Raw genomic sequence first — 11,960 nt, 5'->3', positions numbered from 1 at the left:
GCCAATTGTTGTCGCTTTGCCAGTGACGCGCTGTGCTCTTGTCATCACACTTTAGTGACGACGGATGAACACAAGGTAAAACCAGAACGCGATATAGCTGGCAATTCCGGCAACATGCATCGTGGTTGTCCAGGGCGCAGCGCCGAAGGTCTGCGTATAGCCGCCATGGGCGCTGACCTGAATGACCGCTCCGATAACCCAGAGCACAAAGCCCCATCCAACCCCGAACCAAAGCCCGGTGGCGGCGATCGGAAAGATAACGGCGAGCACCGCTTCAACCGCCCTGATATTCGGCGCAACAAGATCAAAACGCCATGCGCCGTTCATGGACAAACCAATCAGAGCTGCCCAGCAGCCCAGACCGATTACGAACAGATAGCAAGCAGCACATCGCTGAAAAACCAGAAAGGCTTCCTGCGAAAAGCTTTTGCGCACAGTCATCGGGCGATCACTCATCATCATGCCTCGTTATAGCCACAACCCGGCATTTGATAAAGCCTGTCGAGGCGATCAGCAGCGTTCAGCGGGTATTTTGCAAGCCTATTGTTTCAGGATGTCGCATTTGACCCTACCACAGGCCGTGATAAACCCGGACCGAGAAAAAAACACGGACAGAAGTCATGAGTGAACGCGAAGACAAGACCCATTTCGTCGACCATATCACCGGTCACCGCCGAATGCGCAGAAACCGCAAGGCTGACTGGACCAGACGAATGGTGCGCGAAACCCGGCTTACTGTTGACGATCTTATCTGGCCGGTTTTTGTAATCCCCGGCACCAATATCGAAGAACCGATTGCGTCTCTTCCCGGTGTTTCCCGCATGAGTGTTGACCGGCTTGCAGAAGCAGCAAAAAAAGCGGCTGACCTCGGCATTCCGGCAATCGCCACCTTTCCCAACATCGAAATGGAAAAGCGGGATGGAACAGGCTCGGAGATTTTAAACCCTGACAATCTGCTTAATCAGGCCACGGCTGCGGTGAAAAAGGCGGCGCCCGACATCGGTGTCATTACCGATGTGGCACTTGATCCGTTCACCAGTCACGGCCATGACGGGATCTTGCGGGACGGCGAGATCGTCAATGACGAGACCGTCGAGCAGATTGTTGAAGCGGCAATCCTGCAGGCAAAGGCCGGCTCGGACATTATCGCTCCCTCAGAAATGATGGACGGACGCATCGGCGCATTGCGTCATGGCCTGGATGCAGCCGGTTTTCAGAATGTCGGGATCATGTCCTACGCGACGAAATTCTCGTCTGGCTATTATGGCCCCTACCGCGAAGCCATTTCGACAAGCGGTCTGCTGAAAGGCGACAAGGCCAGCTACTACATCGATACAGCCAATGCCACAGAGGCGCTGCGTGATGCTGCCCTGGATGTCGAAGAAGGCGCCGATATGCTGATGGTCAAACCCGGTCTGCCCTATCTCGATATATGCTGGCGCATGAAGGAAGCGTTCAGCCTTCCGGTTTTCGCCTATCAGGTCTCGGGCGAATACGCGATGATCCGGATGGCATCCGACAACGGTGCCATTGATGGCGAGCGTGTGATGATGGAAACGCTTCTCTCTTTCAAGCGTGCCGGCTGCGATGGCATCCTGACCTATTTTGCCATTGAGGCTGCGGAAAAGCTTGCAAAGGCCTGACGCGGGCCGCGCAAATGCGTTGCATTTAGCGTTTAGAACCCCCATCTGTTTTCCACGAAATTATGAAATGGGGGTCTCACCAGATGAGCCTTGAACGTGAATCACACTATTTTGCTCCGGCATCGGGCCCGGCTTATTCCGGAGTGCTTTCACGCCGCGTCATGGCGTTTGTGGTCGATTACCTGATCGTGGCCATTCTCTGGGTGCCTGCAGCTGTTCTGCTGTTCTTCATCGGTATCGCGACCTTGGGCCTGGCCTTTTTGCTATACCCGGTACTCTATTTCATCGTTGCCGTGTTTTATTTTGGCCTGACAATGGGTGGCCCGGCTCAGGCCTCACCAGGCATGCGGTCGATGGGCATTGCGATCGCGCGTACCAATGGGATGCCGATGGACTTTTTCACGGCAATTGCACATCTGGCGCTCTTCTGGCTGTTCAACTCCATTGTCACGCCGTTGATCCTGCTGGTTGGCCTGTTCACAGACCGAAAACGTCTCATTCACGACTTTCTCGTCGGAACCGTCGTGGTACGCTCCGACACACTTTAATCGCTGTTTTTTGTCACCGCGCCTTGACCGGTGCGGTTGACCTTTTTCTGGATTACGCCATGCTAAGGCCTCAAGCTGCAAGCATGGTGCGCCGAATATGAATACGCAAGCCACTCATTCGCCACAGTTTTACCTGACCGCCCCCGCGCAATGTCCTTATCTTGAGGACGAGCGCGAACGGAAGGTATTCACGCATCTTGTTGGCCCAAGGGCCAGCGAGATGAATGATCTTCTGACACAGGGTGGTTTCCGCCGGTCGCAGAACATAGCCTATCGCCCGGCCTGTGAAAATTGCCGCGCGTGCGTATCCGTTCGCATTCTGGCGGGTGAATTTGAATGGCACCGTTCCATGCGGCGAACGCTTTCCCGCAATCAGGATCTCATTAGTGAAGAGCGCCCGGCCATTGCCTCAGCCGAGCAATATGATCTGTTTCGTATTTACCTCGATAGCCGGCATCAGCTCGGCGGCATGGCAGATATGACCGTCGATGATTATGCTGTAATGGTCGAAGAAACCCATGTCGAAACCCGGGTTTTCGAGTACAGGATTGCACCCTCAGCAGAAAATGAAGACCAGAATGGCGAACTGATCGCGGTTGCCCTGACAGACGTCATGAGCGACGGGTTGTCGATGGTCTATTCGTTCTTCAATCCAGCTTATGAGAAACGCTCACTCGGCAGCTACATGATCCTTGACCATGTCATGCGGGCTCAGCGCATGGCCCTGCCCTACATCTATCTTGGCTACTGGGTCAAAGGGTCCAGCAAGATGGATTATAAGAAGCGTTTTCAGCCGCAGGAACACCTGACAGGTCATGGCTGGGACCGCGTGCCCGCAAGCGAAACAGACACATGATCAGAGACCTGCTTTCTGACCGGCATTAAGTCGGCCCCGGTGGCAAATCAGGAGTTACCGAATTTGCCCGAGCGGGGGAAACCTTTCGGTGCGATACGGCCAGCCATCGCCCGGTCGCCGCGCCACTCAAGAAGCTCGTCTCTGGAACGTGAGTGCGTTCGCCCGGCGCTGTCTTCCCATGTCAGGCCATTTTCCATAGAAAAGCACTTGGCATCCGAAAGACCGCCATCTTTATAGCGTTGCAGTCGCACGCCCTTGCCGCGTACCATTTCGGCCACCTGCACCATCGGGAACACAAGCAGCTTGCGATTCTCACCAATCACGGCAACTGTATCGCCCACCGCCGGAACCACCAGCTTGACCTCAGCCGTACCGGAAACATTCATGACCTGCTTACCCTTTCGGGTATTGGCGACCATTGCGTCTTCCTCAACGATGAAGCCATTGCCCAGCGTCGATGCAATCAGAAGCCTGCGGCCTTCTTCGTGGACGAAAGCCGTAACAACATCCTGATCGGCTTCCATGTCGACCATGATTCTGAGTGGCTCGCCATGGCCGCGCCCGCCCGGAAGCTTGTCCGCCCCGATTGTGAACGCACGGCCACCGGTGGTCACGATCACCAGTTTGTCAGTCGTTTGTGCCGGGAATGAAAGTCTCAGACTGTCACCTTCCTTGAAGGTGAGGCCCGACGTTTCCACGTGTCCTTTCAGGGCGCGCACCCACCCCTTCTCGGAAATCACGACCGTGATCGGTTCTTTCTCGATCATAGCCTGATGGATCGCCTCGACATCCGTGTCGGGTGCGTGATCAAATGTTGAACGGCGACGTCCGATATCCGTGGCCTTGGCAAAGGTTTTCTTCACCTCGCCGATCTCCCAGGCGACGGTCTGCCACTGCTGTTCTTCGGATGCAAGAAGCGCCTCGATCTCTGCCTTTTCAGCCGTCAGATTATCGAATTCCTTCCGGATTTCGATTTCTTCGAGCTTGCGCAAAGCACGCAGCCGCATGTTCAAAATAGCTTCGGCCTGAACGTCTGTTATCTCAAACCGTGCGATCATAACCTTTTTAGGTTCATCCTCTTCGCGGATGATTTTGATCACTTCATCAAGGTTGAGATAGGCGACGAGAAGACCGCCAAGAATTTCAAGACGCCGTTCGATCGCCGCGAGGCGATGGCGCGACCGGCGCTGCAGCACATCACGGCGATGACCCAGCCACTCTTTGAGAACATCAACAAGCCCCATGACCTTCGGCACCTTGCCGTAGGAGAGAACATTCATGTTCATCGAGAAGCGTTGCTCAAGATCCGTGAGCTTGAAAAGCGACTCCATAAGCAGAGATGGGTCAACCGTCCGGCTTTTGGGAACCAGAACAATGCGGATATCTTCAGCAGATTCGTCCTGAATATCTTCCAGAAGCGGAAGACGGCGTGCGATCAGCAGCTCGGCAATCTTTTCGATCAGCCGTGACTTTTGCACGCCATAGGGAATTTCGGTCACGACGATCTGATAATTGCCGCGGCCGAGTTCTTCCTTCTCCCAGCGTGAGCGGACACGGAAACCACCACGACCGGTTTTATAGGTTTCGACCATGGAGTCGAAATCCTCAACGATGATGCCACCGGTCGGGAAATCCGGCCCCTGGATCATGTTCGCCTTTGCGCCATCCGCACCCGGACTCGTCATCAGGTCTTCAATCGTCGCGTCTGGATGCTTGATCAGATGGATGGCAGCTTCGCAAAGCTCATGGGCATTATGCGGCGGAATGGAAGTCGCCATGCCGACAGCAATGCCGGTCGAGCCGTTGGCCAGAAGATTGGGAAACGCGCCGGGCAGGACCGCCGGCTCATCATCCTCTTCATTGTAGGTCGGTCGAAAATCAACGGCGTCTTCGTCGATACCTTCCAGCATCAGCGCCGCGACATCGGTCATCCGGGCTTCGGTGTAGCGCATGGCAGCAGCGCTGTCGCCGTCGATATTGCCGAAATTGCCCTGCCCGTCGACCATGGGATAACGTTGCGCAAAATTTTGCGAAAGGCGGACCAGTGCGTCATAGATAGACCCATCGCCATGCGGGTGAAATTTACCCATGACATCGCCGACAATACGCGCACATTTTTTATATGCGGAATTGGGCCGAACACCGATCTCACTCATCCCGTGGATGATGCGGCGATGCACCGGTTTCAGCCCGTCGCGCACATCCGGCAGCGCACGGTGCATAATCGTTGACAGCGCATAAGCGAGGTAACGCTCCTCAAGCGCTTTGCGCAGATCAACTGTATCATTGTTGTCACCACCTTCAGAGGGCGGCAGGATATCGTTAGCCATGGTGTTCTGTTAGACGATACAACCGCTCGCGACAAGGCGTGAAATCCTGCAATCCCCTGAAAATAAAGGCCTCCATCATTTTTCGGAGGCATGTTTGCACTTCACTGCTGCGCACCTTAGATATGGGTGGCAGAATTGTTTTGTTTTCGAATTTCAATTTTGCCAGTGTTTGATCCACACACCAATCCTTTTAGAACGTCATAACCGGGAGAAACACCATGCGCGAAGCGCCGATCAAACAGATTTTCCTTGCCGGAACCTTCCTCATTGCAGCCTCGGCTCCGGCCTTCGCGCTCGACAGTGACGATTTCATCGCAAAAGTGAAGGCTGCTTACGACGATGCAGGCATCACCTTCACCCATGGCGATATCCAAACCAAGGGCGACTCCGCTCTCGTCATCAAAGACGTTGTCTTTTCACCATCAGCGGAAATCTCTGACGAGCTTGAAGGCTTCGAACAGAAACAACCGGTGGAGGTCAGTTTCTCCGACATTCAAGAAAACGAGGATGGCAGCTATGTTGTTGGCGAGCTTTTGCTCAAGGACGCCACATTCATGGCCGAGGATCTCGCCTGGACGATCGGATCGTATGAGGAGCGCAATCTGCACATCCCGGCCACACCGGATATGAGCAATCCTTCTGGCTGGCTCTATGGCGAAAACAGCCAGGTAGAAGACGTCACACTCGATTATAAGGGCGAGACGATCCTGAGCATGCCGTCAGCAGAGGGCATGCAGACTTTTGATGCTGAAACGCAGACTGCCGGCTTCACCGCCAAAACCGGTGACATCAGCCTGGACCTCACAAACGTCGATGATCTTGATCCTGACTTCCGAAATCACCTCGAAACACTCGATCTGCTGAAGTCGACATCGACCTTCGATCTTGCCGGAACCTGGAACATCGTTTCCGGTGATCTGGATGTTTCGTCTTATAACCTCTCCGTCGAAGATGTCGGCACTCTGAAGGTCAGTTTCGGTATCACCGGCTTCACACTGGACATGCTGAACACGCTTGATGAGATGCCGGATGACGTGGACGAAGACGCGACCGCCAGCGAAGATGGCATGGACCCGTATCAGGAGCAGATGATGGAACTGGGCCAGCAGATCGGCGTATCCGGTCTCAGCATCCGTTTCGAAGACGCTTCGATCACCCGACGTCTGATGCAGCTTATGGAAGATGATCTCGATGTGACCACCGACGAGGTCGTCGCCGACATCAACAATGACATCAACACCAGCCTTTCAGCACTCGATATGCCCGATCTCGCAAACATGGTGACTTCGGCTGTCGAAACCTACTTCAATGATCCGCAGAGCTTTGAAGTCTCAATCGCACCGCAGATGCAGATGCCGGTCCTCGCCATTTTCATGGCGGGCGCAGCCGCTCCCCAGTCTGTGCCGCAGTTGCTTAACCTTGAAATCAAGGCCAACGACTGAGGTTGCTTCCAGACAGGAAAAAGCCCCGGCGGAACGAACCGCCGGGGCTTTTTTAATGGATCAAAGACAGAAAAATCAGTCTTTCTTCTGCGGCAGGATGCGAAGCCCCAGCTCACGCAATTGTGCCGGGCTTGCCTCTGCCGGCGCGCTCATCAGAAGATCCTGTGCCTGCTGGTTCATCGGGAACAGCGTCACTTCACGCAGGTTCTTCGCGCCCACCAGCAGCATCACGATACGGTCGATACCGGCCGCCATGCCACCATGCGGCGGAACACCATACTGGAATGCGCGGTAAAGACCGCCAAAACGCTCTTCAACAACCTCTGCACCAAGACCGGCATGACCGAATGCAGCAATCATGGTTTCCGGCGAGTGGTTACGGATACCGCCCGAAGCAATCTCGAAACCGTTGCAGACCATGTCGTACTGGAACGCCTTCAGCGCCAGAAGCCCTTCGTCGCCGTCAGCCGATTTCAGCGCCTCAAGTCCGCCCTGCGGCATTGAGAAGGGATTGTGCGCAAAATCAATACGCTTGTCGTCTTCGTTCCATTCATAGAACGGGAAGTCGACGATCCAGCACAGCGCAAAACGCTCCTTGTCCGTCAGTTCCAGCTCATCGCCAACGCGCGTGCGCGCTTCACCGGCAAACTTGACGAACTGATCGGGAAAACCAGCGACAAAGAAGCAGGCATCGCCCTCTTCCAGCCCAAGCTGCTGGCGAACAGCATCGGTGCGCTCCGGTCCGATATTTTTGGCAAGTGGCCCCGCACCGGTGATTTCCTCACCTTCCTTGCGCCAGAAGATGTAACCAAGGCCAGGCTGGCCCTGGCTCTGCGCCCAGGAATTCATGCGATCGCAGAATGCGCGGCTGCCGCCGGTTTTCGCCGGTATCGCCCAGACTTCGACTTTCTCGTCCTTGGCAATCATGTTGGCAAAGACCTTGAAGCCGGACCCGGCAAAATGCTCGGTAACGGCTTCCATCTCGATCGGGTTTCTCAGGTCCGGCTTGTCGGAACCATATTTACGAAGCGCAACATCATAAGGGATGCGCGGAAAATCTTCAGTGACCGGCTTGCCCTTTGCAAAAGCCTTGAACACATCACGGATCACCGGCTCCATCGTCGTGAGAATATCTTCCTGCTCGACAAAGCTCATTTCGAGGTCGAGCTGGTAGAATTCGCCCGGCAGACGGTCAGCACGCGGGTCTTCATCACGGAAGCACGGGGCAATCTGGAAGTAACGGTCAAAACCGGAAGCCATCAGCAACTGTTTATATTGCTGCGGCGCCTGTGGCAGAGCGTAGAAGTTGCCGGGATGAATTCGGCTCGGCACCAGAAAGTCACGCGCGCCCTCCGGCGAAGATGCTGTCAGAATCGGCGTCGAATATTCCGTAAACCCGGATTCGCCCATGGCCTTGCGCATTTCGGCAATGATCTGAGTCCGCTTGACGATATTGGCGTGAAGCGTTTCACGGCGCAGATCGAGGAAGCGATATTTCAGGCGCAGGTCTTCCGGATAGTCAGGCTCACCGAAGACAGGAACCGGCAATTCCTTCGACGCCGAGAGAATTTCGATTTCCTCAGCGTAAAGTTCGATCTCACCGGTCGCCATATTGGAATTGACGGTTTCTTCCGTACGGGCGCGCACTTTGCCATCAACCCGAATCACCCATTCGCCGCGTACTTTTTCCGCAGCGGCAAAGGCGGCGGAGTCCGGATCGGCAACAACCTGGGTCATGCCGTAATGGTCGCGCAAATCGATGAAAAGAACACCGCCATGGTCTCGCACGCGATGCACCCAGCCGGAAAGGCGGGCGGTTTCACCGACAGCAGACTTGTTCAGGGCGGCGCAGGTGTGGCTGCGATAACGATGCATTGTCTTGGTCCGTAATCTGGTTCCAGAGGCGCAAGCGGGTAATCACGCTTACCGCCATCAGATAAAATCTGGCGGAAAAGCGCATGGGAAGGCCCGTTTGTCAAGGTGAAGGGCTTATCGGGCCACTTCGGGCGGATACTGAGCGGAGCTAAACCACAAGCAGACGGCAGCGGCAAGTCCGTCACAACAAAGCCTGAGGAAATCAGCTCGAAAAATGCTCTTTCGGCGTCTTGAAACGCCTCATGGCTTGACATGAGGCGCTCAAAAGCGAAGGACTTTAACAAGACCAAAACAGAATTTATCTATGATGATCGAAACCACCCAAGCGCTTCAAGACGCCTGCAACACACTCGCCAAGTCAGCATTTGTTACCGTTGACACTGAATTTATTCGCGAAAGCACGTTCTGGCCAGAGCTTTGCCTGATCCAGATGGCATCGCCAGACCTTGAGGTGCTGGTTGATCCGCTGGCCAAGGATATCGATCTGAAGCCTTTTTTCGATCTGATGGCCAATCCGGACGTTGTGAAGGTATTTCATGCGGCCCGGCAGGACCTCGAAATCGTCTACCACCTCGGCAACATGCTGCCCGCGCCGCTTTTCGACACACAAGTGGCTGCGATGGTCTGCGGTTTTGGCGATTCCATTTCCTATGACCAGCTTGTTGCACGCGTGACCGGTGCGAAACTCGATAAATCGTCCCGCTTCACCGACTGGCGTGCGCGACCGCTGAATGACAAGCAGCTTTCCTATGCGCTGGCAGATGTGACCCATCTGCGCGATGTTTACCTTAGACTGAAAGACCAGCTTGAGCGCGAAGGCCGGGAGAACTGGGTGGAAGAGGAAATGGCGATCCTGGAGGCGCCGGAAACCTACGACCTGCCACCCGAAAAGGCATGGACCCGCCTGAAACTCAGGGTCAAGAAATCGCTTGATTTCGCCGTGATGCAGGCTGTCGCAGAATGGCGCGAGCGGGAGGCACGTGACCGCAACATGCCGCGCCGCCGCATCCTCAAAGACGACGCCGTCTACGAAATCGCCCAACAGCATCCAACCGAACCGGCAGCACTTGCGAAACTGCGTATGATTCCGAGGGGATGGGAACGCTCCGGACAGGCTGCAAGCCTCCTCGAAGCAGTCAAGACGGCGCTGGAAACCCCGAAAGCTGACCTGCCAAAGATCCCGCGCCCGGCCCAACCGCCGGAGGGCGCAGCAGCGGCGGCCGAGCTTCTCAAGGTGCTGCTTAAAATCATTGCAGAGCAGAACAAGGTTGCGCAGCGCGTGATCGCGTCATCGGACGATATCGACAAGATTGCAGCTGATGGAGACGAAGCGGATGTCGAAGCCATGAAAGGCTGGCGGCGCCAGCTTTTCGGTGAGCCCGCACTTCAGCTGATGAAGGGAGAGGTCGCTCTGCGTTTCATTGATAACAAGGTTCATGTGATCCCGGTTTGAACCGAAGAACGGGCTACCTTGTCCCGGTCGGCTATATGCTGATGAAGATGACAGACGCCAAAGCCTTGCTTGTGGCCTGTGTTACTCACCTTCATCGAACAGTTTGAACTGGGTAAGATCGGCATCTTTTGGTGGCGTGAGGCCAAGATGCTTCCATGCGCCAGGTGTCATCACCCGGCCACGCGGCGTGCGCTGGATAAAGCCCTGCTGGATCATGTAAGGCTCGATGATATCCTCAATCGCATCGCGCGGTTCCGACAAGCCTGCTGCAATTGTTTCAATACCCACCGGACCTCCACCAAAATGCTGTGCAATCATGTTCAGGTAACGGCGGTCCAGCTGATCAAGGCCCATATGGTCGACGGCCAGCCGCGTCAGCGCCTCATCGGCGATTTTTGCCGTAACTTCCTCGGCTTCGGCCACCTCTGCAAAGTCACGCACGCGACGCAGGAGGCGACCGGCGATACGTGGCGTGCCACGCGCGCGCCGGGCGATCTCGCGCGCACCGTCATCGCTCATGCCAAGCTGCATCAGCCGCGCACCGCGACGAATGATCGATTCAAGTTCTTCAACCGTATAAAAATTGAGCCGGACGGGAATACCGAAACGGTCACGAAGCGGCGTGGTCAGAAGGCCAAGCCGGGTCGTTGCCGCCACCAGCGTAAACTTGGCAAGGTCGATCTTGACCGAACGCGCCGCTGGCCCCTCACCGATGATCAGGTCGAGCTGAAAATCCTCCATCGCCGGATATAGAATTTCCTCCACGGCCGGGTTCAGCCGATGAATTTCATCGATGAAAAGGACATCGCGTTCTTCAAGATTGGTCAACAGGGCCGCAAGATCGCCAGCCTTTGCGATGACCGGGCCTGAGGTAGCGCGAAAATTAACGCCGAGTTCCTTCGCCATGATCTGTGCCAGCGTCGTCTTGCCCAGCCCCGGCGGACCGACGAACAGCACATGGTCCAGCGCTTCGCCGCGTCGCTTTGCAGCCTCGATGAAGATTTTCAGATTTGCCCGCGCCTCGGCCTGACCGGTAAAATCATCCAGCGTCTGCGGGCGCATGGCCGCATCAATATCTTCAACGCGCTTGTCTGGAGAAATCAGACGGCTTTCGTCACTCATGGGTCAAACTTTTCATGTTCTGGTACGAGCATTCTTGCGCAGCATAGACAAATGCACTCAGTTCGCCAATTCCTTCAGGCCAAGGCGGATCAGTGTCGCACTGTCTGCCCCCTCGCCTGCCTTTTTCATCGCTGCGGACACAGCCCCTGCAGCCTGATCACGCGAATAGCCAAGATTGGCAAGTGCCGAAATCGCATCGGAGACCGCAGCAGGCGCGGCCCCTTCGCTGACCTCCTGCCGGAAGGCTACGCCCTCATTGTCGCTGCCCGAAAGCCCTGCTGGAACCTTGTTTTTCAACTCATTGACGATGCGCGTCGCCACTTTCGGTCCAACGCCCGGTGCGCGTGAAACGGCCGTCTTGTCGCCCAGAGCGATCGCATTGGACACCTCTCCGGCCGACAGCGTCGAAAGAATTGCCAGCGCAACGCGCGCTCCGACGCCCTGCACACTCTGCAACAGGTTAAACCAGCCGCGCTCGTCGCCACTGATGAAGCCGTAAAGCTTCAGCTGATCTTCTCGCACATAGGTTTCGATGAAAAGCGTTACGGCTTCCCCCACTGAACCAATGCGCGAAAGGGTGCGCGCCGAACAGAAGGCGACATAGCAGACGCCATGCACATCGATGAGCACATAATCATCGCCGATTTCATCGATCACGCCCTTGAGTTTTCCGATCATGCCGCCTGCTCCG

10 protein-coding genes are annotated in these 11,960 nt (G+C 55.7%); 5 read left to right on the top strand and 5 right to left on the bottom strand.

Features of this window, described 5'->3' with window-relative positions:
* Positions 1–51: 51 nt before the first annotated feature.
* Positions 52–462, bottom strand: coding sequence for a DUF6163 family protein (locus EDC90_RS04595; protein ID WP_207903844.1), 411 nt, complete (start codon positions 460–462; stop codon positions 52–54).
* Between the two features lie 158 nt (positions 463–620).
* Here EDC90_RS04595 and hemB point away from each other — a divergent pair, with 158 nt between their 5' ends.
* The 3 genes from hemB (at position 621) to EDC90_RS04580 (ending at position 3,047) form a co-directional block, all read left to right on the top strand.
* Positions 621–1,643, top strand: a complete 1,023-nt coding sequence (hemB, locus tag EDC90_RS04590; RefSeq protein WP_132309034.1) for a porphobilinogen synthase — start codon at positions 621–623, stop codon at positions 1,641–1,643.
* Between the two features lie 83 nt (positions 1,644–1,726).
* Positions 1,727–2,191 (top strand): RDD family protein, encoded by a 465-nt coding sequence (locus tag EDC90_RS04585; protein ID WP_132309032.1) that lies wholly within the window; start codon positions 1,727–1,729, stop codon positions 2,189–2,191.
* A 97-nt stretch (positions 2,192–2,288) separates the two neighbouring features.
* Complete coding sequence (locus EDC90_RS04580) at positions 2,289–3,047, top strand: arginyltransferase (protein WP_132309030.1); 759 nt, start codon at positions 2,289–2,291, stop codon at positions 3,045–3,047.
* Between the two features lie 47 nt (positions 3,048–3,094).
* Here EDC90_RS04580 and parC read toward each other — a convergent pair whose 3' ends face one another.
* Positions 3,095–5,377: a DNA topoisomerase IV subunit A gene (gene parC / locus EDC90_RS04575; RefSeq protein ID WP_132309028.1), complete on the bottom strand. Its 2,283-nt coding sequence runs from the start codon at positions 5,375–5,377 to the stop codon at positions 3,095–3,097.
* Between the two features lie 218 nt (positions 5,378–5,595).
* Between parC and EDC90_RS04570 the strand changes: the two genes are divergently transcribed.
* Positions 5,596–6,819: a hypothetical protein gene (locus EDC90_RS04570; protein WP_132309026.1), complete on the top strand. Its 1,224-nt coding sequence runs from the start codon at positions 5,596–5,598 to the stop codon at positions 6,817–6,819.
* 75 nt (positions 6,820–6,894) lie between these two features.
* Here the strand turns inward: EDC90_RS04570 and aspS are convergent, their stop codons facing one another.
* Entirely contained in the window at positions 6,895–8,694 is a 1,800-nt protein-coding gene (gene aspS / locus EDC90_RS04565; RefSeq protein ID WP_132309024.1) for an aspartate--tRNA ligase, read from the bottom strand.
* 307 nt (positions 8,695–9,001) lie between these two features.
* On the opposite strand from aspS, the gene rnd reads away from it, so the two are divergent.
* Entirely contained in the window at positions 9,002–10,147 is a 1,146-nt protein-coding gene (rnd, locus tag EDC90_RS04560; RefSeq protein ID WP_132309106.1) for a ribonuclease D, read from the top strand.
* 81 nt (positions 10,148–10,228) lie between these two features.
* Here rnd and ruvB read toward each other — a convergent pair whose 3' ends face one another.
* Both ruvB and ruvA read right to left on the bottom strand, forming a co-directional pair.
* A complete protein-coding gene (gene ruvB, locus EDC90_RS04555) occupies positions 10,229–11,269 on the bottom strand; it encodes a Holliday junction branch migration DNA helicase RuvB (protein ID WP_132309022.1) in 1,041 nt (346 codons plus the stop codon).
* Between the two features lie 57 nt (positions 11,270–11,326).
* Positions 11,327–11,947, bottom strand: coding sequence for a Holliday junction branch migration protein RuvA (gene ruvA / locus EDC90_RS04550; RefSeq protein ID WP_132309020.1), 621 nt, complete (start codon positions 11,945–11,947; stop codon positions 11,327–11,329).
* Positions 11,948–11,960 lie beyond the last annotated feature (13 nt).

The organism is Martelella mediterranea (assembly GCF_004342225.1).
Classification (GTDB): Bacteria; Pseudomonadota; Alphaproteobacteria; order Rhizobiales; family Rhizobiaceae; genus Martelella; species Martelella mediterranea_B.
The sequence above is the reverse complement of the archived record's forward strand: the minus strand, read 5'-3'. Positions and strand labels throughout refer to the sequence as shown.